The sequence below is a fragment of the Streptomyces sp. ICBB 8177 genome, assembly GCF_003144095.1.
Taxonomy (GTDB): Bacteria; Actinomycetota; Actinomycetes; order Streptomycetales; family Streptomycetaceae; genus Streptantibioticus_D.
Window position 1 is genome coordinate 1,438,655 of sequence record NZ_NSKH01000018.1, and the last position, 25,612, is coordinate 1,464,266.

Consider the following 25,612-nt stretch of genomic DNA (forward strand, 5'->3'; position numbering starts at 1 on the left):
GCGCATGGACGTATCGGGAATCGACGGCGCGCACGTCACCGTCGCCGGGCTCGGCGTCTCCGGCCTGCCGGCCGCCAGGGCGCTGCACGGCCTCGGCGCCCGCGTCACCGTGGTCAACGGCGGCGACGGGCCGCGCGAGAGGGCCGAGGCCGCCGAGCTGGAGGCACTCGGCATCGAGGTGCGGCTCGGCCCGGTCGAACTGCCCGAGGGCACCGACCTGGTCGTCACCACGCCGGGCTGGAAGCCGGCCGGCCCGCTGTTCGCCGCGGCCGCCCGCGCGGGCGTCGAGGTGTGGGGCGACGTGGAGCTGGCCTGGCGGCTGCGGCGCCCGGACAGCGCCCCCTGGCTGGCGGTCACCGGGACCAACGGCAAGACCACCACCGTCCAGATGCTCGCCTCGATCCTGAAGGCGGCGGGCCTGCGCACGGCCGCCGTCGGCAACATCGGCGTCTCCCTGCTGGACGTCGTCCTCGGCGACGAGGAGTACGACGTGCTCGCCGTGGAGCTGTCCAGCTACCAGCTGCACTGGGCCCCCTCGGTACGCGCCCACTCCGCCGCGGTGCTCAATCTCGCTCCCGACCACCTCGACTGGCACGGCTCCATGGAGGCGTACGCGGCCGACAAGGGCCGGATCTACGAGGGCAACCGCGTCGCCTGCGTCTACAACGTGGCCGACCCCGCCACCGAGGCGCTGGTGCGCGAGGCCGACGTCGAGGAGGGCTGCCGGGCCATCGGCTTCACCCTCGGCGCGCCGAGGCCCTCGCAGTTCGGCGTGGTGGACGGCATCCTCGTCGACCGCGCCTTCGTCCCCGACCGCCACAAGAACGCCCAGGAACTGGCCGAGGTCTGCGACGTCTCCCCGCCCGCCCCGCACAACGTCGCCAACGCGCTCGCCGCCGCCGCCCTCGCGCGGGCCTACGGTGTCGAGCCGCGCGCGGTGCGCGAGGGCCTGCGCGCCTTCCGCCCGGACGCCCACCGCATCGCGACGGTGGCGACCGTGGAGGGGGTGACCTGGGTCAACGACTCCAAGGCCACCAACACCCATGCCGCCGCCGCCTCGTTGGCCACCTACGAGCACGTGGTGTGGATCGCGGGCGGGCTCGCCAAGGGCGCGGCCTTCGAGGAGCTGGTCCGGGACGCCGCGCCCCGGCTGCGCGGCGCGGTGCTGATCGGCGCCGACCGGGCGCTGATCGCGCAAGCGCTGGCCCGACACGCACCCGAGGTCCCGGTGGTCGACCTGGAACGGACCGACACTGGGGCGATGGCGGCCGCGGTCGAGGCCGCACGGGAGCTGGCCCGGCCGGGCGACACCGTGCTGCTGGCCCCGGCCTGCGCCTCGATGGACATGTTCGTCAACTACGGCAAGCGCGGCGACGCCTTCGCCGAGGCGGTCTCGGCCCTCGCGCCGGACGCGCCGCACCAGCGATAGCCACCGGATCCGTGACGCCGCGGCCCCGGCCCGGCACCCGGCACACGGAGGGGACATGACGCCGCAGCAGCGGTCAGGGGTACGCGACCCGCGCCGGCCGGGCGCGGCCCGGCCCACCGCCCGCCCCGCGCCCGCGCCGCGCGGCCCGGGCGGCTCCCGCGCGGGCCGCGGTCCCGGCGCGGCGCTGCGCAGGATCAGGCGGGCCTGGGACCGCCCGCTCACCGCGTACTACCTGATCGTCGGAGCGGGCTCGCTGATCCTGGTGCTCGGCCTGGTGATGGTCTTCTCAGCCTCCCAGGTCGAGGCCCTGCAGATGGGCGAGCCCGGCACGTACTTCTTCCGCAAGCAGCTGTTCGCCGCCGTCATCGGCGCCGTGCTGCTGCTGGTCGCCGCCCGGATGCCGGTCGCCGGCTTCCGCAGGCTCGCCTACCCGCTGCTGGCCGGGGCGCTCTTCCTCACCGCGCTGGTGCAGGTGCCCGGCATCGGCATGCGGGTCAACGGCAACCAGAACTGGCTGGCCATCGGCGGCTCGTTCCAGATCCAGCCCAGCGAGTTCGCGAAGCTGGCGCTGGCGCTCTGGGGCGCCGACCTGCTGGCCCGCAAGTACGACAAGAAGCTGCTGACCCAGTGGAAGCACCTGCTCGTCCCGCTGGTCCCTGCCGCCATGCTCATCCTGGGCCTGGTCCTGCTCGGCGGCGACATGGGCACCGCGATGGTGCTCGCCGCGATGCTCTTCGGACTGCTGTGGCTGGCCGGAGCGCCGACCCGGCTCTTCGTGGGCGTGCTCGGGGTGGCGGGGGCGCTGGGGCTGCTGCTGATCGAGACCAGCGCGCACCGCCTGTCGCGCTTCGACTGCATCCTCGCCACGGAACCGGGTACGAACGACCAGTGCTGGCAGGCCGTGCACGGACTGTACGCGCTCGCCTCCGGAGGCCTGTTCGGTTCCGGCCTGGGCGCGAGTGTGGAAAAATGGGGCCAACTGCCCGAACCGCACACCGACTTCATCTTCGCCGTGACCGGGGAGGAACTCGGCCTGGCGGGGACGCTGTCGGTACTGGGTCTGTTCGCGGCTCTAGGCTATGCGGGTATCCGCGTGGCCGGACGCACGGAGGATCCCTTCGTCAGGTTCGCCGCGGGAAGCGTGACCACCTGGATCACGGCGCAGGCCGTGGTCAACATCGGGTCGGTGCTCGGCCTGCTGCCGATCGCCGGGGTCCCGCTCCCGCTGTTCTCCTACGGGGGCTCGGCCCTGCTGCCGGCCATGTTCGCCGTGGGACTGCTGATCTCCTTCGCGAGGAGCGAGCCGGCGGCGAGGGCGGCACTGGCCGCGCGGGGGGCCGGCCCCGTGACAAGGGCAATGACACGTAGCATGCGACGTCTCGCCAGACGGCGATCGTCCGGGAAGCGGTGAATTTCGGTGCATGTCGTTCTCGCCGGCGGGGGGACCGCCGGCCACATCGAGCCCGCGCTCGCCCTCGCGGACGCCCTGCGACGGCAGGACCCGACCGTGGGGATCACGGCGCTCGGTACGGAACGGGGCCTGGAGACCAGGCTCGTCCCGGAACGCGGCTACGAACTGGCCCTGATCCCCGCCGTCCCGCTGCCCCGCAGGCCCACCCCGGAGCTGATCACGGTCCCGGGCCGGCTGCGCGGCACCATCAAGGCCGCCGAGCAGATCCTGGAGCGCACCAAGGCGTCCTGCGTGGTCGGCTTCGGCGGCTACGTGGCGCTGCCCGGCTACCTGGCCGCCAAGCGCCTCGGCGTACCGATCGTGGTCCACGAGGCCAACGCCCGCCCGGGTCTGGCCAACAAGATCGGCTCCCGGTACGCGCACGCCGTCGCGGTCTCCACCCCCGACAGCAAGCTGCGCGACGCCCGGTACATCGGCATCCCGCTGCGCCGCTCCATCGCCACCCTGGACCGCGCCGCCGTCCGCGCCGAGGCCCGAGCCGCGTTCGGCCTCGACCAGAACCTGCCGACGCTGCTGGTCTCCGGCGGCTCGCAGGGCGCCCGCAGGCTGAACGAGACCATCGAGGCGGTCGCCCCCCGCCTCCAGCAGTCCGGCGTCCAGATCCTGCACGCGGTCGGCCCGAAGAACGAACTGCCGCAGTCCGGCAACATGCCCGGCATGCCGCCGTACGTCCCGGTGCCCTACGTGGACCGGATGGACCTGGCCTACGCCGCCGCCGACATGATGCTGTGCCGGGCCGGCGCGATGACCGTCGCCGAGCTGTCCGCGGTCGGCCTGCCCGCCGCGTACGTGCCGCTGCCGATCGGCAACGGCGAACAGCGGCTCAACGCCCAGCCGGTGGTCAAGGCGGGCGGCGGTCTGCTGGTCGACGACGCCGAGCTGACCGGCGAGTGGGTGCTCGGCAACGTGCTGCCGGTGCTCACCGATCCGCACCGGCTCTACGAGATGTCCCGCGCCGCCGCCGAGTTCGGCCGCCGCGACGCCGACGACCTGCTGGTCGGCATGGTGTACGACGCGGTGGCGTCCGGCCGGGCACGATAGGACCGGACCATCCGGTCGGTTCGAGGAGGCGGCAGCGTGGCGGGACCGACGACCGCGCGGGCGAGGGAAGACGGCGCGTCGCAGGCCCGCCCCGCGTCCGCCCCACGGCGGCGGGGCCCGTCGCGGCGCGGCGTGCTGGTGGTGCTGGTCGCCCTCACCCTGCTGGTGGGCGGCGGCACGTACCTGCTGTACGGCTCGCCGTGGCTGAGGGTGCGCCAGGTACGGGTCACCGGCACCCGGGTGCTGAGCGCGGCCGAGGTGCGGGACGCGGCCGGGATCGGAGTCGGCGAGGCGCTGGTCTCGGTGGACACCGGCGCGGTCGCCTCCCGGCTGCGCGCCGCTGTGCCGAGGATCGCCTCGGTCACCGTCGACCGTTCCTGGCCCGACACCGTCGCCCTGAAGGTCACCGAGCGCACCCCCAAGGCCCTGCTGGAACAGGGCGGCAAGTACGTCGAGGTGGACGGCGACGGCGTCCGGTACGCCACCGACACCACCGCGCCCGCCGGGGTCCCGGTGGTCGAACTCACCGGTGGCTCCTCGGGCGGGAACCGCTATTTCGGTACGGCTGTCCTGCTGCACGCGGCCGTGCAAGTCGCGGCCGATCTTCCCGAATCGGTCCGCAAGCAGACGAAGACGATCGCGGTGAAGTCGTTCGACGGGATCTCGCTCGAACTGACCGGCGGGCGCGGCGTCCTGTGGGGTGGCCCGGACAACGGCTCCCAGAAGGCGGTGGCGCTGACCGCCCTGCTGAAGGCGGCCCCCGGCGCCACCCATTACGACGTCAGTGCCCCCACCGACCCGGCGTCATCAGGGAGTTGACGGAAGGGATCGCCGGTTGCCACCCTGGTTCGCCCGCATCAGGCGTGATCACATAGGGTCAAAAGAAAAGCGGGAGGTTCGGCGTGTTCGTTGAACCGGTACCGCTTGTCGACTTAGTGTCCTGCTACAGGTGGACACAAGGAACAGACATACTGGTAACCCTAAACCTCAGGGTTAGGGTTCGGGTCGGCGTCCGGACCGTCCCATCGGCATCCGCCGTCGCCCCGCGGTCCCCGCGGAAGCGCCGGCACGTAAATCGAGGCGAGAGGCCTTCGACGTGGCAGCACCGCAGAACTACCTCGCAGTCATCAAGGTCGTCGGCATCGGCGGCGGTGGTGTCAACGCCATCAACCGGATGATCGAGGTCGGTCTCAAGGGCGTCGAGTTCATCGCGATCAACACCGATGCGCAGGCCCTGCTGATGAGCGACGCCGACGTCAAGCTGGACGTCGGCCGGGAGCTGACGCGCGGTCTGGGCGCGGGCGCCAACCCCGACGTCGGCCGCAAGGCCGCCGAGGACCACCGCGAGGAGATCGAGGAGGTCCTCAAGGGGGCCGACATGGTCTTCGTGACCGCCGGCGAGGGCGGCGGCACCGGCACGGGAGGCGCCCCCGTCGTCGCCAACATCGCCCGTTCACTGGGCGCGTTGACGATCGGCGTGGTCACCCGTCCGTTCACCTTCGAGGGCCGGCGCCGCGCCAACCAGGCCGAGGACGGCATCGCGGGCCTGCGCGACGAGGTCGACACCCTCATCGTCATCCCCAACGACCGGCTGCTGTCGATCTCCGACCGCCAGGTCAGCGTGCTGGACGCCTTCAAGTCCGCCGACCAGGTGCTGCTCTCCGGTGTGCAGGGCATCACCGACCTGATCACCACCCCGGGCCTGATCAACCTGGACTTCGCCGACGTCAAGTCCGTGATGTCCGAGGCCGGTTCGGCCCTGATGGGCATCGGTTCGGCGCGCGGCGACGACCGCGCGGTGGCCGCCGCCGAGATGGCGATCTCCTCGCCGCTGCTGGAGGCGTCCATCGACGGCGCCCGCGGTGTGCTGCTGTCCATCTCCGGCGGCTCCGACCTCGGCCTGTTCGAGATCAACGAGTCCGCCCAGCTGGTCAGCGAGGCCGCCCACCCCGAGGCCAACATCATCTTCGGCGCCGTCATCGACGACGCGCTCGGCGACGAGGTCCGGGTCACCGTCATCGCGGCCGGGTTCGACGGCGGCCAGCCGCCCACCAAGAACCGCGACAAGGCGCTCGGTTCGTACGGCTCACGGGACGAGAACGCGGGGTCGTCCGCCGCGTCGGGCGCGCCGCGGGTCGGCAGCCAGCCCACCGAGTCGCCGCGTCCGGCCTTCAGCGGCCTGGGCAGCGTCGCCCCCCGCGAGTCCGCCGAGACGCGCGAGGAGCAGCCGGAGCCCGCGGCCAACGCGACCGAGACGCCGAGCAGCACACCGCTCACGCCCCAGGTCCCCCCGGCCCGGCCGTACACCGACACCCAGGCCGAAGAGCTGGACGTCCCCGACTTCCTGAAGTGATAGGCCTCCACACGTACACGGGCGGCGCCCACTTCGCCTTCACCGACCGGTGGGGCGGGGTGAGCGCCGTTCCGTACGAGCAGCTGAACCTCGGCGGCGCGGTCGGCGACGACCCGAAGGCCGTGCTGGCCAACCGCGCGCTCGCCGCCCGCGCGCTCGGGCTCGACCCGGCCGCCGTCGTCTGGATGAACCAGGTGCACGGCAACGACGTCGCCGTGATCGACGCCCCCTGGGGGGACGACCCGGTCCCCGCGGTCGACGCGATCGTCACCGCCCGCCGCGGCCTGGCTCTCGCCGTCCTCACCGCGGACTGCGTACCGGTCCTGCTCGCCGACCCGCACGCCGGGGTGGTCGCCGCCGCACACGCGGGCCGCCCCGGCATGGTCGCCGGCGTCGTCCCCGCCGCGGTCGCGCAGATGATCCGGCTTGGGGCGAGCCCGGAGCGGATCACCGCGTTCACCGGCCCGTCCGTCTGCGGCTCCTGCTACGAGGTGCCGGCCGCGATGCGCGACGAGGTCGCGGGCGTCGAGCCGGCCGCGCGGGCTCAGACCTCCTGGGGCACCCCCGCGGTGGACGTCGCCGCCGGAGTCCACGCCCAACTCGCCCGCCTCGGGGTGGGGATGCGTGAGAAATCCCATATCTGCACCCTCGAATCGCCCGACCACTTCTCGTACCGGAGGGACCGCGCCACCGGCCGCCTCGCCTCCTACGTCTGGCTGGACGACGAGCAGCCGGAGCCGACCACGCCGACCGACGGTGAGCGACCATGAACGACAGTGACATCACGGACAGAAAGGCCCAACTGGCCGCGAACCTGGCACGCGTCGAGGACCGCATCGCCGCCGCCTGCGCCGCCGCCGGACGTTCCCGGGACGAAGTGACCCTCATCGTGGTCACCAAGACCTACCCGGCGAGCGATGTGAGGTTTCTCGCGGAACTCGGCGTCACCCAGGTCGCGGAGAACCGCGACCAGGAGGCGTCGCAAAAGGCCGCGGACTGTGCGGACGCGGGGTTGACCTGGCACTTCGTGGGCCAGTTGCAGACCAACAAGGCGCGTTCCGTGGTGCGTTACGCGGACTTCGTCCACTCCGTCGACCGTATGCGCCTCGTGTCCGCTCTGTCCGATGCTGCTGCGCGGACCGGCCGGGAGGTCGGCTGCCTGGTGCAGGTCGCGCTCGACGCCCCGTCAGGATCCGTGGGCAGCCGGGGAGGCGCCGCGCCGGAGGACGTGGCCGCGCTGGCCGACGCGGTCGCCGCCGCCGACGGCCTGCGGATCGAGGGGGTGATGACCGTGGCCCCGCTGACCGGCCGGTATGCGGGGCAACCGCGGGCTGCATTCGATCGGATGAGGGAAATCGCGTCCGCCCTGCGCGAGACGCATCCGGCTGCCACGATGGTGTCGGCGGGGATGAGTTCGGACCTCGAGCACGCCGTGGCCGCCGGTGCGACACATGTACGCGTCGGTACTGCGGTACTCGGAGTCCGTCCCGGGCTCCGGTAACGTCACCAAGAAGTCGGACCACAGCAGAAAATATGGTCATGCTCCGTCAGTTCGCGGAGCTGGCCCAGTGGATCCCCCTCACCTGGTGACGGTGCCGATCCACCACAGAGCGGAGGACGTAGAGCATGGCCGGCGCGATGCGCAAGATGGCGGTCTACCTCGGCCTCGTGGAGGACGATGGGTACGACGGCCCGGGGTTCGACCCCGACGACGAGTTCGAGCCCGAGCCGGAACCGGAGCGGCCCGTCCGGCAGCAACACCAGCCGCCGCAGGAGGAACCGCCCCGCGTCGTGCACGCGCCGGCACCCCGGGAACCACGGATCGCCCCAGTGGCATCCATCACACCTGAACGCCGCACTCTGGAGAAGAACGCACCGGTGATCATGCCCAAGGTCGTGTCGGAGCGGGAGCCGTACCGGATCACGACGCTCCACCCCCGCACGTACAACGAAGCCCGTACGATCGGGGAACACTTCCGGGAGAGCACCCCGGTGATCATGAACTTGACGGAGATGGACGACACCGACGCCAAGCGCCTGGTCGACTTCGCCGCCGGCCTGGTCTTCGGTCTGCACGGCAGCATCGAGCGGGTGACCCAGAAGGTGTTCCTGCTGTCTCCTGCTAACGTCGATGTCACGGCGGAGGACAAAGCCCGGATCGCCGAGGGTGGATTCTTCAACCAGAGCTGAGACGACGAGCACGAGGAACCGGACCGACAGGGCCGGCGGAGACCAGGGGAGAGGGAAGCGCGGTGAACATCGCACTACAGGTGCTCTACATCGCGTTGATGTGCTTCCTGATCGTGCTGATCTTCCGGCTGGTGATGGACTACGTCTTCCAGTTCGCCCGATCGTGGCGTCCTGGCAAGGCCATGGTGGTCGTACTGGAAGCCACCTACACTGTCACCGATCCGCCACTCAAGCTTCTGCGGCGGTTCATCCCGCCGCTGCGTCTCGGGGGCGTGGCGCTCGACCTGTCCTTCTTCGTACTGATGATCATCGTCTACATCCTGATCTCCGTCGTGGCCAGGCTGTGAACGATACGGTCTTGCCGAATGCCGACGATCACGTTGAGGTGAAGAGATGCCGCTGACCCCCGAGGACGTTCGTAACAAGCAGTTCACGACCGTCCGCCTCCGAGAAGGCTATGACGAGGATGAGGTCGACGCCTTCCTCGACGAGGTCGAAGGAGAGCTGACCCGGCTCCTGCGGGAGAACGAGGACCTGCGGGCGAAACTCGCCGCGGCCACCCGAGCCGCCGCGCAGAACCAGCAGCAGGGCATGCGCAAGCCCGAGCAGCAGGAGCGGCCCGGGGCCCCCGTGCCCGCCGCCATATCCGGACCGCAGCCGGTGCCGCCGGGCCAGCAGCACCAGCAGCAGATGGGCGGACCGCCCCAGCTGCCCGGCGCACCCCAGCTGCCGGCCGGGCCGAGCGGCCAGCACGGCCCGCAGGGTCCCATGGGCCCCGGGCCGATGGGACAGGGCCCGATGGGCCCGGGTCCGATGGGGCAGGGGCACCCGATGCAGCAGCCCGGTGGCCACCCCATGCAGCAGCAGGGCCCCGGCGGCGACAGCGCCGCCCGCGTCCTGTCGCTCGCGCAGCAGACCGCCGACCAGGCGATCGCGGAGGCCCGTTCCGAGGCCAACAAGATCGTCGGCGAGGCCCGCAGCCGCGCCGAGGGCCTGGAGCGGGACGCCCGCGCCAAGGCCGACGCGCTGGAGCGGGACGCGCAGGAGAAGCACCGCGTGGCGATGGGCTCCCTGGAGTCCGCGCGCGCCACGCTGGAGCGCAAGGTCGAGGACCTGCGCGGCTTCGAGCGCGAGTACCGCACCCGCCTGAAGTCCTACCTGGAGAGCCAGCTGCGTCAGCTGGAGAACCAGGCGGACGACTCGCTCGCCCCGCCGCGCACCCCGGCGGCCGCGTCGCTCCCGTCCTCGTCCTCCATGGGCGGCGGCACGATGGGCGGCTCGATGGGCAGCGGCATGGCGGCGGCCGGCGCGATGGGCCACTCCACGGGCGGCAACCAGACGTACGGCGGCCAGCAGATGGGCGGCGGCAACCAGACGTACGGCGGCCAGCAGCAGATGTCCCCCGCGATGACCCAGCCGATGGCACCGGTCCGCCCGCAGGGCCCGCAGCCCCTGCAGCAGGCGCCGACCCCGATGCGCGGTTTCCTCATCGACGAGGACGACAACTGAACGCCTGCGCAGGCAGGTAGGCACGTAGGGCCGGGCCCCTGGGAGATCCTCCCCGGGGCCCGGCCCTTTTGTACGCGGAGGGTGGTCGGAGTGGGGGCGGGGGCGGGTTCGGCACCGCCGGATCCCGCTGACGGGGTTGCTCGCCGTCGCGGCGGAGAGATGGGGTGCGGTAAGGGCAAGGATTGAGGCTGAGCGCGGAGGCCGGGGCGAGGTCGGCACCGCCGGGTCCCGCTGATGGGGTTGCTCGCCGTCGCGGCGGAGAAAAGACGACGGATGCGGTGACAGCGGCGAGAGCTGTCCGTGCTGCTGCCGGTGTCGAGAACCGGCCGAGCTACTGCCCCGAGAACGCGAGAACGAGGGAGCTGCTGCCGCAACCGGCATCTTTCCGCCGCGACGGCGAGCAACCACAGCGGGGGTGACCGGCGGTGCCGTGCCGTGCGAGGCCGGGGCCCGTGTTCGTCGCAGGCGTGAGTGCGGGGGCGGTGCGAGCGGCGTTCGCCTATGACCGCCGCAGCGGTGAGCAACCACAGCCGTGCTGATCGGCGCCGCCCGGCCCACCCCAGGCCCCCGCACTCAGGTGCCAAAGGGCCGTACGCCCTGCGGGGGCGGTCCGTCCGCCCCCGCAGCACCCTCGGACCAGCGACAGCGTCACTGCTTGCGGAGGCGGAACGTCAGGCCCAGGGGCTCGTCGACGAAGGCCTCGCCGTACGTGGCGTCGCCCTCGCCGGAGGCGAAGTCCGTCGCCAGGACCTCCTCCGCCACCAGCCCGCCGTGCTCCGTGAGCGCGGCGGCCAGCTCGTCGCCGGAGGCGACCCACCGCACCGCGATCCGGTCCGCCACGTCCAGCCCGCTGTTCTTGCGCGCCTCCTGGATGAGCCGGATCGCGTCCCGGGCCAGGCCCGCCCGCCGCAGCTCCGGCGTGACGTGCAGGTCGAGCGCGACCGTCGCACCCGCGTCGGACGCCACCGACCAGCCCTCACGCGGGGTCTCGGTGATGATGACCTCCTCCGCGGACAACGGCACCGTCTCGCCGTCGACCACCACGGACGCCGTGCCCTCGCGCAGCGCCAGCGACAGCGCCGCCGCGTCCGTTTCCGCGATCGCCTTGGCGACCGGCTGCGTGCCCTTGCCGAAGCGGCGGCCCAGCGCGCGGAAGTTGGCCTTGGCCGTGGTGTCCACCAGCGAACCGCCGACCTCGGACAGCGACGCGAGCGCGGAGACGTTCAGCTCCTCCGTGATCTGCGCGCGCAGGTCCTCCTCCAGCGCCTCGAAGCCCGCCGCCGCGACCAGCGCCCGCGACAGCGGCTGCCGGGTCTTGACCCCCGACTCCGCCCGCGTCGCCCGGCCCAGCTCGACCAGCCGCCGCACCAGGGCCATCCGCTGCGACAGGCCCGCGTCGATCGCCGCCTCGTCCGCCTCCGGCCAGGACGCCAGGTGCACCGACTCCGGCGCGTCCGGCGTCGTCGGCACGACCAGGTCCTGCCAGACGCGTTCGGTGATGAACGGCACCAGCGGCGCCATCAGCCGGGTCACCGTCTCGATGACCTCGTGCAGGGTGCGCAGCGCCGCCGCGTCGCCCTGCCAGAAGCGGCGCCGGGAGCGGCGCACGTACCAGTTGGACAGGTCGTCCACGAACGACGACAGCAGCTTGCCCGCGCGCTGGGTGTCGAACGACTCCAGAGCGTCGGTGACGTCCCGCACCAGCGTGCCCAGTTCACCGAGGAGCCAGCGGTCCAGCAGCGGCCGTTGCCCCGGCGCCGGGTCCGCCCCGCTCGGCGCCCAGCCGGAGGTGCGCGCGTACAGCGCCTGGAAGGCGACGGTGTTCCAGTAGGTCAGCAGCGTCTTGCGCACGACCTCCTGGATGGTGCCGTGCCCGACCCGCCGGGCGGCCCACGGCGAGCCGCCCGCGGCCATGAACCACCGCACCGCGTCCGCGCCGTGCTGGTCCATCAGCGGGATCGGCTCCAGGATGTTGCCCAGGTGCTTGGACATCTTGCGGCCGTCCTCGGCGAGGATGTGGCCCAGGCACACCACGTTCTCGTACGACGACCGGTCGAAGACCAGCGTGCCGACGGCCATCAGCGTGTAGAACCAGCCGCGGGTCTGGTCGATGGCCTCGGAGATGAACTGCGCCGGGTAGGTGCGCTCGAACACCTCCTTGTTGCGGTACGGGTAGCCCCACTGCGCGAACGGCATCGAGCCGGAGTCGTACCAGGCGTCGATCACCTCGTCGACCCGCGTCGCGGTCTCGCCGCACTGCGGGCAGCCGAAGGTGACCTCGTCGATGTACGGGCGGTGCGGGTCGAGGCCCGACAGGTCGCGGCCGGACAGCTGCGACAGCTCGGTCAGCGAGCCGACGCAGGTGAGGTGCTCCTGCTCGCAGCGCCAGATCGGCAGCGGCGTGCCCCAGTAGCGCTTGCGGGACAGCGCCCAGTCGATGTTGTTGTTCAGCCAGTCGCCGAAGCGGCCGTGCTTGACCGACTCCGGGAACCAGTTGGTGCGCTCGTTCTCCCGAAGCAGCTTGTCCTTGATCTGCGTGGTGCGGATGTACCAGGACGGCTGCGCGTAGTAGAGCAGCGCGGTGTGGCAGCGCCAGCAGTGCGGGTAGCTGTGCTCGTACGGCACGTGGCGCAAGAGCAGGCCGCGCGCGTCGAGGTCGGCGACCAGCGTCTCGTCGGCCTTCTTGAAGAACTGCCCGCCGACCAGCGGCAGCACGGCGTCGAACGTGCCGTCCGGGCGCACCGGGTTGACCACCGGCAGGCCGTAGCCGCGGCAGGTCTTCAGGTCGTCCTCACCGAACGCGGGCGCCTGGTGGACCAGGCCGGTGCCGTCCTCGGTGGTGACGTACTCGGCGTTGACGACGAAGTGCGCGCCGTCGATCTCCACCAGGTCGAACGGACGGCGGTAGGCCCAGCGCTCCATCTCGCGGCCGGTGAACGACTGCCCGGTCGCCGTCCATCCCTCGCCGAGCGCCTTGTCCAGCAGCGGCTCGGCGACCACCAGCTTCTCGGAGCCGTCGGTGGCGACCACGTAGGTCACGTCCGGGTGGGCGGCGACGGCGGTGTTGGACACCAGCGTCCACGGCGTGGTCGTCCACACCAGCAGGGACGCCTCGCCGGCCAGCGGTCCCGACGCGAGCGGCAGCCGCACGTAGACCGAGGGGTCGACCACGGTCTCGTAGCCCTGCGCCAGCTCGTGGTCGGACAGGCCGGTCTCGTCACGCGGGCACCAGGGCGCCACGCGGTAGTCCTGGACCAGCAGGCCCTTGTCGAAGATCTGCTTGAGCGACCACCACACCGACTCCACGTACTGCGGGTCCATCGTGCGGTACGCGTTGTCGAGGTCCACCCAGTAGCCCATGCGCCGGGTCAGTTCGGCGAAGGCGTCGGTGTGCCGGGTCACCGACTCGCGGCACTTGGCGTTGAACTCGGCGATGCCGTACTTCTCGATGTCCTGCTTGCCGGTGAAGCCCAGCTCCTTCTCCACCGCCAGCTCGACCGGCAGCCCGTGGCAGTCCCAGCCGGCCTTGCGGGGCACGTGGTGGCCGCGCATGGTCTTGAAGCGCGGGAAGACGTCCTTGAAGACGCGGGCCTCGATGTGGTGGGCGCCCGGCATGCCGTTGGCGGTCGGCGGGCCCTCGTAGAAGACCCACTCCGGCCGGCCCTCGCTCTGCTCCAGCGAACGGGTGAAGACCTTGTTCTCCTGCCAGAACGCGAGCACCTCGTGCTCCAGCGCGGGCAGGTCTACCTGGGCGGGGACCTGGCGGTACTGCGTCATCGGATCCATCCTCCGGCGGACACGTCGTCATCACGTCTTCCGTCGGAGGGACGAGAGCCGCCGCCTCGCGGCCGTGCTCCCGCGGTACCACCCTCCTTGGCCGCCGGGCGCGCCACACGCTCGCTCCCTTCGGCCCTCTCGTTGGGCCGCGACGCCGGTTCTACTCGCCCGCCGCACGTCCTGCGGGCTTTCTTCCGACGGCTCCGGGGTGATCTTCACACCGCGCACGCCTCCGGGCTCGCACCGTCCCCGGCTCGCTCATGGCTGCGTGCGGCGCTACTCGTCCCCATCCACGCCTTTCGCTGCGCCCAGTGTACGGGGAGCGGAGGCGCGGATTCGCCCGGTTACCGCCGCGGGCGGCCGGGCGGCGGGCCCGGAGGACGGGTTCCGGGCCGGGCGCGGGGTGCGGTGCGTGCGGCGCTATGGGGTGTTACCTGGCCGTACCGGCATACCTGCCGGGCAGATGGGCACAACGGATGCAGACGTGCCTGCCGAGCGGGCTACTCGGGCGGCGTGCCCCGTTGCTGCGGGTCAGGAGTCGATTTATCGTTCCGGCACGATTCGCGAGCAAGATCACACAATGTGCCAAATACGAAGGGGCCGCGTCCATGGTGGTGAAGAGGACCGCCGAGAAGAGGTCGTCATCCGCCGCCAGGACGACCGCCAAGGCGAAGAAGACGGCTCCGGCCGGCAAGGCCCCGGCCAAGAAGAAGGCCTCGGCCAAGAAGGCCGCTGATTCCCGCACGACGAAGAAGACGGCGGGCAAGAAGACGGCGAAGGCTGCGACGACGGCGAAGGCGGCGGAGGCCGCCACCAAGAAGGCTCCGGCGAAGAAGACGGCGGCCGCGACGAAGACGGCCGCCAAGGAGCCCGCGAAGAAGACGGCGGCCAAGAGGACCACCGCGAAGAAGACGGCCACGAAGAAGACGGCCACCACGGCGACGGCCGCCAAGAAGGCCACCGCGAAGAAGGCCCCCGCCGACAAGACGGCGGCCAGGAAACAGGTGGCCAGGAAACAGGCGGCCAAGAAGACCGCAGGCACCAAGGCGACCACGGCCGGGAAGGCGGCCGCCGGGAAGGCGACTGCCGGGAAGGCCGCGGGCAGGAAGGCGACGGCGGCGGGTGGGAAGGCCGCGGCGGCGAAGAGGGCCGCCCCGGCGAAGAAGACCGCCGCCGCGCCCGGGACCAGTACGAAAACGACCAAGAAGGCGTCCGCGAAGAAGTCCGCGTCCGCGAAGAAGACGGGAGCCACGACGGTGGTTGCGAAGAAGACAGTGACCGAGACGGCGGCGCCCGAGGCGTCCCAGCTCCCCGCCGCACGACTGGCCGCGGAGGCGGCCGGCATCGTGGAACCCGGGGCGCTCGCCGTCCGTCCGGGGGAGGAGCCCTGGTCGCCGGAGGAGGTCGACGAGGCCCGCACCGATCTGCTGGCCGAGTCGGTCCGGCTGCGCGCCGAGATCCACGCCTCCGAGGAGGCGATCTCCGGCCTGATGCGCGACTCCGGCGACGGCGCGGGCGACGACCAGGCCGACGTCGGCACCAAGAACATCTCCCGCGAGCACGAGATGGCGCTCGCCAACAACGCCCGCGAGATGCTCAGCCAGACCGAGCACGCACTCGAACGGCTGGACAACGGCACGTACGGCCTGTGCGAGTCGTGCGGCAACCCCATCGGCAAGGCCAGGATGCAGGCCTTCCCGCGCGCCACGCTGTGCGTCGAGTGCAAGCAGCGCACCGAACGCCGCTGACCGAGCGCAAGCCCGTGCCGTACGCTCGTGCGTGTCAGGCACGCCCCTGACGCGGGATTCGAGGCTGAGGGACTCACGTGACGAAGGCGGAGCGCACCATCGGTACGCCAGGGTTCGAACAGGCGCCGGACGGCGAGGGCGAGCGGAGCGCGGACGCCTCCCGGGAGGCCGGGAAGGCGTCCGCGCAGACGCCCGAGGCCGTCGCGGACGGTTCGGACGCGCCCGCCCCCGGCGCAGGCGACGGCGGTACGGCCGTGCCGCGGGGCAGGCGGCGGGTCCTCGTGCTGTTCTGCGTCGCCGCCCTGGCGTACGCGCTGGACCTGGTCAGCAAGACGCTGGTGGTGCAGCACCTGGAGGGCCACTCCGCGATCCGGATCCTCGGCCAGTACCTCCAGCTGGAGGCGATCCGCAACTCCGGTGCCGCCTTCGGCATCGGCCAGGGCATGACGATCGTCTTCACGCTGATCGCGCTCATCGTCATCGTGGTGATCACCCGGCTCTCGCGCAGGCTCTACAGCGTGCCGTGGGCGATCGCGCTCGGCCTGCTGCTCGGCGGCGCGCTGGGCAACCTCACCGACCGGGTCTTCCGCTCCCCGGGCGTCTTCCGGGGCGCGGTGGTCGACTTCATCGCCCCGAAGGACTTCGCGGTCTTCAACCTCGCCGACTCCGCGATCGTCTGCGGCGGCATCCTGATCGTGCTGCTGTCCTTCCGCGGCCTCGACCCGGACGGCACCGTCCACCGCGACTGACCGGGAGCCGGCGCGCCCGGGTCCGCCGCCCGCCCGGGCGAAGCCCGCCCGCCCGCACCGGCGGACATTCGTGCCGCGGGTTCCGGCATACTCGTCCTGGTGAGCACCCTTCCCGAGATCCGTACCCTTCCCGTGCCCGACGGTCTGGAGGGCGAGCGCCTGGACGCCGCCCTCGCCCGCATGTTCGGCTTCTCCCGCACCAAGGCGGCCGAGCTCGCCGCGGACGGCAAGGTCCGGGTGGACGGCGCCGAGGCCGGGAAGTCCGACCGGGTGCACGGCGGCGCGTGGCTGGAGGTCGAGATGCCCGCGCCCGCCGAGCCGGTGCGGATCGTCGCGGAGCCGGTGGAGGGCATGGAGATCGTCCACGACGACGAGGACGTCGTGGTCGTCGTCAAGCCGGTGGGCGTGGCCGCGCACCCCAGCCCCGGCTGGAACGGCCCCACGGTGATCGGCGGCCTGGCCGCGGCCGGGTACCGCATCTCCACCTCGGGCGCCGCCGAGCGTCAGGGCATCGTGCACCGGCTGGACGTGGGCACCTCGGGCCTGATGGTGGTCGCCAAGTCGGAGCGCGCGTACACCCTGCTCAAGCAGCAGTTCCGGGAGCGCACCGTCGACAAGCGCTACCACGCCCTCGTGCAGGGCCACCCCGACCCGCTCAGCGGCACCATCGACGCGCCCATCGGCCGCCACCCGAACCACGACTACAAGTGGGCGGTCATCGCCGACGGCAAGCCCAGCGTCACGCACTACGACCTGATCGAGGCGTTCCGGGCCGCTTCGCTGCTTGACATCAAGCTGGAGACCGGCCGCACCCACCAGATCCGCGTGCACATGTCGGCACACCGGCACCCGTGCGTCGGCGACACCACGTACGGCGCCGACCCGACGCTGGCCAAGCGGCTGCGGCTGACCCGGCAGTGGCTGCACGCGGTGCGGCTGGGCTTCGAACACCCGGCGGACGGGCGCTGGGTGGAGTTCGCCAGCCGCTACCCGGACGACCTGGCCCACGCGCTGGAAACCGTCCGGGCGGAGAGCGCGTGAGCGGCGGGGCCGCCCGCGGGCACGCCATCCGGGTCGCCGGCGAGGCCGACATGCCGGGCTGCTTCGCCGTGCGCCGCGAGGTCTTCGTCGTCGAGCAGCGCATCCCCGAGGACGAGGAGTGGGACGCCTACGACGCCCACGCCGTCCACCTGCTGGCCACCGGCCCCGGCGGAGCGCCGCTGGGCACGGTGCGCTTCCTGCACGGCGCCCCGGCGCGCCGCAAGTACGCGGGCGTGGTGGACGACGACGCCACGGCCGTGCTCGGCCGCCTCGCCGTCGGCCGCCGGGCGCGCGGCACCGGGCTCGGCGCCGCGCTGGTGCGGGCGGTCGAGCAGGAGGCGCGGCGGCTCGGCCTCGACCACGTCTACCTGGAGGCGCAGACCCACGCCCTCGGCTTCTACGAGCGCCTCGGCTACGCCGCCCACGGGCCCGAGTTCGACGAGGGCAGCGGCATCCCGCACCGCGCCATGCGCCGCGCGCTGCGCGGGCTGTGACTGATTGTCAGTGCTGCGTGGCAGGCTGATCAGCACCTGAAGCAAGATCCTCCTGTCCGGGAGCGTGCGCCGTGGACCAGTTCGCCCTGCTGCTCGTCCTCCTGCTCGGGGCCATCGTGATGGTCCCGGTGGGGGACCGGCTGGGCCTGCCGTCACCGGTGCTGATGACGCTGTTCGGCGGCGTGCTGGCGCTGCTGCCGTTCGTGCCCAACGTGCACATCCCGCCCGGGCTGATCCTGCCGCTGGTGCTGCCCCCGCTGCTGTACGCCTCCGTGCAGCGCACGTCCTGGCGGCAGTTCGCGGCCAACGTCAGGCCGATCCTGCTGCTGGCGGTGGCCCTGGTCTTCGTCACCACGGCCGCCGTCGCCGCCGTCGCCCACGCCGTGGTCCCAGGCCTGCCGATGGCGTCCGCCGTGGTGCTCGGCGCTCTGGTCGCACCGCCCGACCCGGTGGCCGCCACGGCGGTCGCGGGCCGGCTGGGGCTGCCCCGCCGCATGGTGTCGATCCTGGAGGGCGAGGGGCTGTTCAACGACGTGACCGCCATCGTGCTCTACCACGTCGCCGTGGCCGCCGCCGTGACCGGCTCGTTCTCGCTGCCGCACGCGGCGCTGGCGCTGGTGCTGTCCGCCGTCGTCGCCACGGTCATCGGAGTGGCGCTGGGATGGCTGGCCAACAAGCTGATGCGGCTGGTCGGCGACGCCACCTTGCAGGTCGGCCTGTCGCTGCTGGTGCCGTTCGCCAGTTACGCGCTCGCCGAGGAGCTGGACGGCTCAGGGGTACTGGCCGTGCTCACCACCGCGCTGTACCTGTCGGAGTACATGGGCGACGCCGACGACGTGACCGGGCGCCTGGCGGGCAGCACCTTCTGGACCATCGTCGACACCCTGGTGACCGGCGCCGCATTCGGCCTGATCGGACTGGAGCTGCACACCGTCTTCGGCACCGCGGCGGGCGCGGCGGGGGAGCTGCTGGGCGGGGCGGCGATCGTGGTCGGCGTGGTCGTCGGCGTCCGGCTGATGTGGCTGCTGCCCGCCGCGTGGCTGGCCCGCAGGCTCCACCGAAGACGGGACCTGGACGAGGACATCCCGACCACCTGGCGTGAGACCGTCGTCATGTGGTGGGCCGGGATGCGCGGCGTGGCGTCGGTCGCGCTGGCGCTCGCCGTCCCGCTCACCGTGGACGGCGGCGCGGACTTCCCCGGTCGCGAGGCGATCCTGTTCGTCGCGTTCTGCGTGGTGCTGGCCACCCTGGTGCTCCAGGGGCTCACCCTGCCGTGGCTGGTCGGGGTGCTCGGCGTGCAGGGCGACTCGGCGGCGGAACGCGACCTGGAGCGGCGGCTCGCCCTGCGCGCGGCGAAGGCGGCCAAGCGGCGGCTGCGGGAGATCGAGGAGAGCGAGGACCTGCCGGAGGAGATGTCCGAGGCGCTGCTGCGCCGGGCCTACGACCTGGGCCTGCGCATCAGCCCCGACATGGAGGCGGGCAGCCGCCCCGAGCGGCACGAGGCTGCCCGGCGCAGGGCCGCGAGGTTGCACCACGTGCGGCGCGTGCAGGCGGAGATGATGTCCGCCGCCCGCCACGCGGTGCTGGGCGCGCGCAACGAGCCGGGCTTCGACCCGGAGGTCGTCGACCGGGTGCTGCGCCATCTCGACGTGCGCAGCCTGCGGTGAGCCCCCGGCGGGGCGTCGGGGCGCGCGCCCGGCAGAGCGTTGCGGGGCGCCCGCCTGGCACGATGGGAGGCTGGTGCGGGGCGGCTGCCGCCCCGGTGACGTGGGAAGGCGTGAGAAACGGTGGCTGACGCGGAGACGATCCTGCTGCTGCACTCCTGGTACGGGCTGCGGCCCGCGGTGCACGCGGCGGCGGACCGGCTGCGGGCGGCCGGGCACGAGGTGGTGGTGCCCGACCTGTACGAGGGCAGGACGGCTCAGGACGCCATCGAGGCCGCCGCGCTCAAGGACGAGATCGGCCGTGAGGAACTGCTGCGGCGGGCGGTGGCCGCGGCGGCGCCGCTGTCCGCTCGCGGGGTGGTCTACGCGGGCTTCTCGCTCGGCGGCTCCATCGCCCAGAACCTCGCCCTCGGCGACGAGCACGCCCGTGGCCTGCTGCTCCTGCACGGCACGTCGGACATCGCCGACGACGCGGCCACCGACCTCGCCGTCCAGCTGCACGTCGCCGAGCCCGACCCGTTCGAGCCCGACGACTGGCTGAACGCCTGGTATCTGCGGATGCGCAAGGCAGGGGCCGACGTCGAGGTGCACCGCTACCGCGGCGCGGGACACCTGTACACCGACCCCGACCTGCCCGACTGGGACGAGGAGGCCGCGGAGCGCACCTGGGCCACGGCGCTGGCCTTCCTCGCCGACCTGTAGCCCGCGCGTCCCAAGGGCCCGCCGGAGCGCCCGCCCCGGCGGGCCCGGACGTCCTGCCGGGACCGCGCGGTTCCGGCGGACCGTCGCCCGCCGGAACCGCGGACGGTCACTTGATGCCGAACGCCTTGTCGAGCTGCTGCGTCAGCTGGGAGACCGGGATGATCCCGGTGGGGGCGAAGCTGTTGCCCGCCACCGTGAAGTCCTTGCCGTCCAGCTTGGCGCTCGGGGTGCCCTGCACGCCGCTGCTGTTGAACGAGTCGGACATCTTCTTCGCCCAGGCGTCGTACGTGCCGTCCTTGACGTTCTTCTGGAACGTGGCGTTGTTCTTCAGCGCCGGGACCTCGTTCGCGATCTTGAACAGGTAGCTGTTGTCGCTGAACTTGTCGGTCGTCTCGTCCGGGTGGTTCGCCTTGGAGTACAGCGCGGTGTGGAACTGGATGAACGCCTGCGGGCTCACGTTCAGCGCCGCACCCAGCGCGCTGAGGGCGTGCATCGAGCCGGTGCCGCCGTCGTTGTTGTCCAGGAACGTGCCGAAGGTGTACTGGATCTTGTACTGCCCGGCGTCGGCGCCCTTGAGGTAGGTCTGGCCGTCCTGCTGCTCAAACTCCGCGCAGATCGGGCAGCGCGGGTCCTCGTACAGGTGCAGGGTGTGCTGGGCCGAGGCGTTGCCGTAGATCACGGTGGTGCCGTTGGTGCCCGAGGTGTTGGCCGGCTGGACGAACGGCTTGGACGTGCCGCCGCCGGAGCTGGAGACGGCGACCGCGACGCCCGCCGCGATGGCCAGCACCGCGACCACGCCGACGCCCGCGAAGACCTGGCGGCGGACCTTGGCCCGCTTCGCCTCCCGCGCGCGCTCCGCCTTCAGCCGCTCACGGGCCGAGGACTTGTTCTCCCAGCTGTTCTTCTTGCTCATGGTGGACTGCTCTCTCCGTCAAGGATGCCGTCAAGGTGGTGGTCCGGTTGCCCGGTGGGGCGGCCCGGCGGCAGGCGTCAGGCCGCGAGGGCGAACGGCGGACCACGCCGGACGACGGAGTGCAGCAGCAGTGGCAGGACCGGCTCGCACGCCCGGCCGGCCCGCCGTGCGGTGCGGGGACGGACCGCGGGCGGCAGGGCGGCGCACAGCACCGCGACCGCGGCGGCGAGCGGCCGGAACGCGAACGAGGCGGTGGCGCGCAGCAGTTGCTGCAACGCGGCCTCCCCGCGCCGCAGCCACCATGACGCCAGCAGCCCCACCGCGACGTGCGCCGCGAGCAGCAGCCACGGCACCGCCGGGTCGGCGAGCGCCGTGCCACCGGACAGCGGGGTGCCGCCGGCCAGCGGCGTGCCGATCCTGCCGCCGTCGCAGAGCAGGTCGGCGCCGAACGAGCGCAGGGGGCCGGTGACCGGGCCGCCCGCCGGGCCGTAGCAGGTGCGCTGGCCGGTGGTGAACAAGGTGTCGGCGGCCAGTTCCAGCGGTACCAGCAGCGCCGCGATCGGCCAGAAGCCGCGTTCCCGCCCGGCCAGCGCGTACGCGATGGCGAAGACGGCGGCGAAGACCAGGCCCACCGTGGTCCACGGCAGCGGCAGCCGGGAGAGCAGCACGTGGGAGGTGGAGGACAGCGTGGTGCACAGCGCGGCGAACAGCACGGCACGCGCCGTCCTGAACTGTGCTCTCGCCTCCATGCGGGCCCTCATGCGGCAGAGTGTGCCACGAGCGGCTGTAGGCGTCGCCTAAAGGTCCGGCAACGACCGCAAAACCAGGCCCGCGGGCGTGCCTCGCGGGCCCGGCGGGAAAGCCCGCGTTCTCCGTCCGGCGGGGCATCCGCTGTCACACCCCGGGCATAGACTTTCCAGCCTCAGTAGACGACTGCCGTCCCGGAGGTTCGCGCACCGTGACCAAGCCCTTCACGCACCTGCACGTCCACACCCAGTACTCCCTGCTGGACGGGGCGGCGCGGTTGAAGGACATGTTCAAGGCGTGCCAGGAGATGGGCATGACGCACATCGCCATGACCGACCACGGCAACCTCCACGGCGCCTACGACTTCTACCACCAGGCCAAGGCCGCCGACGTCACACCGATCATCGGCATCGAGGCGTACGTCGCCCCCGAGTCCCGGCGCAACAAGCGCAAGGTCCTGTGGGGCCAGCCGCACCAGAAGCGCGACGACGTCTCCGGCTCCGGCGGCTACACCCACAAGACCATCTGGGCGGCCGACAAGACCGGCCTGCACAACCTCTTCCGGCTCTCCTCGGACGCCTACAAGGAGGGCTGGCTGCAGAAGTGGCCCCGGATGGACAAGGAGACCATCGCCCAGTGGTCCGAGGGGCTGATCGCCTCCACCGGCTGCCCGTCCGGCGAGGTGCAGACCCGCCTGCGGCTCGGCCACTTCGACGAGGCGATCAAGGCGGCCTCCGAGTACCAGGACATCTTCGGCAAGGACCGCTACTTCCTGGAGCTGATGGACCACGGCATCGAGATCGAGCGCCGGGTCCGCGACGGCCTGCTGGAGATCGGCAGGAAGCTCGGCATCAAGCCGCTGGTCACCAACGACTCGCACTACACCTACGCCCACGAGGCCGACGCGCACGACGCGCTGCTGTGCATCCAGACCGGCAAGAACCTCACCGACCCCGACCGCTTCAAGTTCGACGGCACCGGCTACTACCTGAAGTCCGCCGACGAGATGTACGCCGTCGACTCCTCCGACGCCTGGCAGGAGGGATGCGCCAACACCCGGCTGGTCGCCGAGCAGATCAACACCGACGGCTGGTTCGAGTCGAAGAACCTGATGCCGCGCTTCGACGTGCCCGAGGGGTACACCGAGGTCACCTGGTTCCGCGAGGAGGTCAAGCGCGGCATGGCCCGCCGCTACCCGGGCGGTGTCCCGGAGGACCGTCAGCGGCAGGCGGACTACGAGATGGACATCATCATCCAGATGGGGTTCCCGGGCTACTTCCTCGTGGTCGCCGACTTCATCATGTGGGCCAAGAACAACGGCATCGCGGTGGGCCCGGGCCGGGGCTCGGCGGCCGGCTCGATCGTCGCCTACGCGATGGGCATCACCGACCTCGACCCGATCGACCACGGCCTGATCTTCGAGCGGTTCCTCAACCCCGAGCGCGTCTCCATGCCCGACGTCGACATCGACTTCGACGAACGCAGGCGCTCCGAGGTGATCCGCTACGTGACCGAGAAGTACGGCGCCGACAAGGTCGCCATGATCGGCACGTACGGCACCATCAAGGCGAAGAACGCCATCAAGGACTCCGCCCGCGTGCTGGGCTACCCGTACGCCATGGGCGACCGCATCACCAAGGCCATGCCCGCCGACGTCCTCGGCAAGGGCATCCCGCTGTCCGGCATCCTCGACCCGCAGCACCCGCGCTACGGCGAGGCCGGCGAGGTCCGCGGGATGTACGAGAACGAGCCGGACGTGAAGAAGGTCATCGACACCGCGCGCGGCGTCGAGGGACTGGTGCGGCAGATGGGCGTGCACGCGGCCGGCGTGATCATGTCCAGCGAGACCATCACCGACCACGTCCCGGTCTGGGTCCGCGCCTCCGACGGCGTTACCATCACGCAGTGGGACTACCCCAGTTGCGAGTCGCTCGGCCTGCTGAAGATGGACTTCCTGGGCCTGCGCAACCTGACGATCATGGACGACGCCGTCAAGCTGGTGAAGGCCAACAAGGGCATCGACCTGGAGCTGCTCTCGCTGCCGCTGGACGACCCCAAGACCTTCGAACTGCTGGGCCGCGGTGACACGCTGGGTGTCTTCCAGTTCGACGGCGGCCCGATGCGCTCGCTGCTGCGCATGATGAAGCCCGACAACTTCGAGGACATCTCCGCGGTCTCGGCCCTGTACCGTCCGGGCCCGATGGGCATGAACTCGCACATCAACTACGCGCTGCGCAAGAACGGCCAGCAGGAGATCACCCCGATTCACCCGGAGCTCGAGGAGCCGCTCAAGGACGTCCTCGGCATCACCTACGGCCTGATCGTCTACCAGGAGCAGGTGCAGAAGGCCGCCCAGGTGCTCGCCGGGTACTCGCTCGGCCAGGCCGACCTGCTGCGCCGCGCCATGGGCAAGAAGAAGCAGGAGGTCCTCGACAAGGAGTTCGTCCCCTTCCAGAAGGGCGCCCGCGAGAAGGGCTACTCCGACGAGGCGATCCAGGCGGTGTGGGACGTGCTGGTCCCGTTCGCCGGCTACGCGTTCAACAAGGCGCACTCCTCCGCGTACGGCCTGGTCTCGTACTGGACGGCCTACCTGAAGGCCAACTACCCGGCCGAGTACATGGCGGCGCTGCTGACCTCGGTGCGCGACGACAAGGACAAGTCGGCGATCTACCTCAACGAGTGCCGCCGCATGGGCATCAAGGTGCTGCCGCCGAACGTGAACGAGTCGGACGCCAACTTCACGGCCCAGGGCGACGACGTGATCCTCTTCGGCCTGACCGCCGTGCGCAACGTCGGCCAGAACGTGGTGGACTCGATCATCCGATGCCGCAAGTCCAAGGGGAAGTACAGCTCGTTCCCCGACTTCCTCGACAAGGTCGAGGCGGTCGTCTGCAACAAGCGCACCGTCGAATCGCTCATCAAGGCGGGCGCGTTCGACGAGATGGGCCACACCCGGCGCGGCCTGACCGAGCACTACGAGTCGATGATCGACAACGTGGTGCAGGTCAAGCGCAAGGAGGCGGAGGGCCAGTTCGACCTGTTCGGCGGCATGGGCGAGGACGACGCCAAGGACGAGCCGGGCTTCGGCCTCGACGTCACGTTCTCCGACGTCGAGTGGGAGAAGTCCTACCTGCTCGCCCAGGAGCGGGAGATGCTCGGCCTCTACGTCTCCGACCACCCGTTGTTCGGCATCGAGCACGTGCTGTCCGACAGGACGGACGCGGCCATCGCCTCGCTCAACGGCGGTGACTACCCGGACGGCGCGATCGTCACCATCGGCGGCATCATCTCCGGCCTGCAGCGGAAGATGACCAAGCAGGGCAACGCGTGGGCCATCGCCACGGTGGAGGACCTGGGCGGCTCGATCGACTGCATGTTCTTCCCCGCCACCTACCAACTGGTCTCCACCCAGCTGATCGAGGACGCGGTGGTGCTGGTCAAGGGACGCCTCGACAAGCGCGAGGACGTGCCCCGGCTGGTCGCGATGGAGCTGATGGTCCCCGACCTCACCGACGCGGGCACCAACGCCCCGGTCACCATCTCCATCCCCACCGTCAAGGTCACCCCGCCGCTGGTCGCCCGCCTCGGCGAGGTCCTCGACAGCCACCGCGGCAGCACGGAGGTCCGCGTCCGGCTCCAGGGCGCCCGCAAGACCACCGTCCTGCGCCTGGACCGCCACCGGGTGGCCCCCGACCCGGCGCTCTTCGGCGACCTCAAGGCCCTGCTGGGCCCGGCCTGCCTGGGCACGAGCCAGGCGAGCTGACGCCGCGAGCCGGTCCGGCCG

Annotated in this window: 20 protein-coding genes; 17 read left to right on the forward strand and 3 right to left on the reverse strand. The window is 71.7% G+C overall.

The window, feature by feature from the left end; translation table 11 throughout:
* The first annotated feature begins 4 nt into the window (after positions 1-4).
* From murD to CK485_RS15005, 10 genes are all read left to right on the forward strand, one after another.
* Entirely contained in the window at positions 5-1,429 is a 1,425-nt protein-coding gene (gene murD, locus CK485_RS14960; RefSeq protein ID WP_109450732.1) for a UDP-N-acetylmuramoyl-L-alanine--D-glutamate ligase, read from the forward strand.
* 55 nt (positions 1,430-1,484) lie between these two features.
* Entirely contained in the window at positions 1,485-2,840 is a 1,356-nt protein-coding gene (gene ftsW / locus CK485_RS14965) for a putative lipid II flippase FtsW (RefSeq protein WP_109450733.1), read from the forward strand.
* A gap of 6 nt (positions 2,841-2,846) precedes the next feature.
* Complete coding sequence (gene murG / locus CK485_RS14970) at positions 2,847-3,941, forward strand: undecaprenyldiphospho-muramoylpentapeptide beta-N-acetylglucosaminyltransferase (RefSeq protein ID WP_109450735.1); 1,095 nt, start codon at positions 2,847-2,849, stop codon at positions 3,939-3,941.
* A 36-nt stretch (positions 3,942-3,977) separates the two neighbouring features.
* Complete coding sequence (locus tag CK485_RS14975; RefSeq protein WP_109450737.1) at positions 3,978-4,760, forward strand: FtsQ-type POTRA domain-containing protein; 783 nt, start codon at positions 3,978-3,980, stop codon at positions 4,758-4,760.
* A 277-nt stretch (positions 4,761-5,037) separates the two neighbouring features.
* Positions 5,038-6,294 (forward strand): cell division protein FtsZ, encoded by a 1,257-nt coding sequence (gene ftsZ, locus CK485_RS14980; protein ID WP_109450739.1) that lies wholly within the window; start codon positions 5,038-5,040, stop codon positions 6,292-6,294.
* On the forward strand, positions 6,291-7,064 hold the full coding sequence (gene pgeF / locus CK485_RS14985; protein ID WP_109450740.1) for a peptidoglycan editing factor PgeF: 774 nt from the start codon (positions 6,291-6,293) through the stop codon (positions 7,062-7,064). Before ftsZ ends, pgeF begins: the two co-directional genes overlap by 4 nt.
* Positions 7,061-7,795 (forward strand): YggS family pyridoxal phosphate-dependent enzyme, encoded by a 735-nt coding sequence (locus CK485_RS14990; RefSeq protein WP_109450742.1) that lies wholly within the window; start codon positions 7,061-7,063, stop codon positions 7,793-7,795. Before pgeF ends, CK485_RS14990 begins: the two co-directional genes overlap by 4 nt.
* Positions 7,796-7,920: 125 nt before the next feature.
* A complete protein-coding gene (gene sepF, locus CK485_RS14995) occupies positions 7,921-8,484 on the forward strand; it encodes a cell division protein SepF (protein WP_109450743.1) in 564 nt (187 codons plus the stop codon).
* Positions 8,485-8,546: 62 nt separating this feature from the next.
* Positions 8,547-8,831 (forward strand): YggT family protein, encoded by a 285-nt coding sequence (locus tag CK485_RS15000; RefSeq protein ID WP_109450745.1) that lies wholly within the window; start codon positions 8,547-8,549, stop codon positions 8,829-8,831.
* Between the two features lie 46 nt (positions 8,832-8,877).
* On the forward strand, positions 8,878-9,993 hold the full coding sequence (locus CK485_RS15005) for a DivIVA domain-containing protein (protein ID WP_109450747.1): 1,116 nt from the start codon (positions 8,878-8,880) through the stop codon (positions 9,991-9,993).
* A 648-nt stretch (positions 9,994-10,641) separates the two neighbouring features.
* On the opposite strand, the gene ileS is transcribed toward CK485_RS15005, so the two are convergent.
* Positions 10,642-13,770, reverse strand: coding sequence for an isoleucine--tRNA ligase (gene ileS / locus CK485_RS15010; protein ID WP_109450749.1), 3,129 nt, complete (start codon positions 13,768-13,770; stop codon positions 10,642-10,644).
* Between the two features lie 608 nt (positions 13,771-14,378).
* Between ileS and CK485_RS15015 the strand changes: the two genes are divergently transcribed.
* The 6 genes from CK485_RS15015 to CK485_RS15040 all read left to right on the forward strand — a co-directional run bounded on the left by CK485_RS15015 (position 14,379) and on the right by CK485_RS15040 (position 20,168).
* Positions 14,379-15,518, forward strand: coding sequence for a TraR/DksA family transcriptional regulator (locus CK485_RS15015; protein WP_109450751.1), 1,140 nt, complete (start codon positions 14,379-14,381; stop codon positions 15,516-15,518).
* A gap of 77 nt (positions 15,519-15,595) precedes the next feature.
* Positions 15,596-16,267, forward strand: a complete 672-nt coding sequence (gene lspA / locus CK485_RS15020; protein ID WP_109450753.1) for a signal peptidase II — start codon at positions 15,596-15,598, stop codon at positions 16,265-16,267.
* A 99-nt stretch (positions 16,268-16,366) separates the two neighbouring features.
* Positions 16,367-17,308: an RluA family pseudouridine synthase gene (locus tag CK485_RS15025; RefSeq protein ID WP_109450755.1), complete on the forward strand. Its 942-nt coding sequence runs from the start codon at positions 16,367-16,369 to the stop codon at positions 17,306-17,308.
* A gap of 50 nt (positions 17,309-17,358) precedes the next feature.
* Positions 17,359-17,802 (forward strand): GNAT family N-acetyltransferase, encoded by a 444-nt coding sequence (locus CK485_RS15030; RefSeq protein WP_109453030.1) that lies wholly within the window; start codon positions 17,359-17,361, stop codon positions 17,800-17,802.
* A 71-nt stretch (positions 17,803-17,873) separates the two neighbouring features.
* Complete coding sequence (locus CK485_RS15035) at positions 17,874-19,469, forward strand: Na+/H+ antiporter (protein WP_109450757.1); 1,596 nt, start codon at positions 17,874-17,876, stop codon at positions 19,467-19,469.
* Positions 19,470-19,589: 120 nt separating this feature from the next.
* Complete coding sequence (locus CK485_RS15040; protein ID WP_109450759.1) at positions 19,590-20,168, forward strand: dienelactone hydrolase family protein; 579 nt, start codon at positions 19,590-19,592, stop codon at positions 20,166-20,168.
* A gap of 106 nt (positions 20,169-20,274) precedes the next feature.
* Here the strand turns inward: CK485_RS15040 and CK485_RS15045 are convergent, their stop codons facing one another.
* Complete coding sequence (locus CK485_RS15045) at positions 20,275-21,081, reverse strand: thioredoxin domain-containing protein (RefSeq protein ID WP_109450760.1); 807 nt, start codon at positions 21,079-21,081, stop codon at positions 20,275-20,277.
* A 77-nt stretch (positions 21,082-21,158) separates the two neighbouring features.
* The gene (locus CK485_RS15050) at positions 21,159-21,830 is read right to left on the reverse strand and encodes a hypothetical protein (protein ID WP_109450762.1); all 672 of its coding nucleotides are present in this window, start codon (positions 21,828-21,830) and stop codon (positions 21,159-21,161) included.
* Positions 21,831-22,039: 209 nt separating this feature from the next.
* On the opposite strand from CK485_RS15050, the gene dnaE reads away from it, so the two are divergent.
* Positions 22,040-25,591, forward strand: a complete 3,552-nt coding sequence (gene dnaE / locus CK485_RS15055; RefSeq protein ID WP_109450764.1) for a DNA polymerase III subunit alpha — start codon at positions 22,040-22,042, stop codon at positions 25,589-25,591.
* Positions 25,592-25,612: the final 21 nt, after the last annotated feature.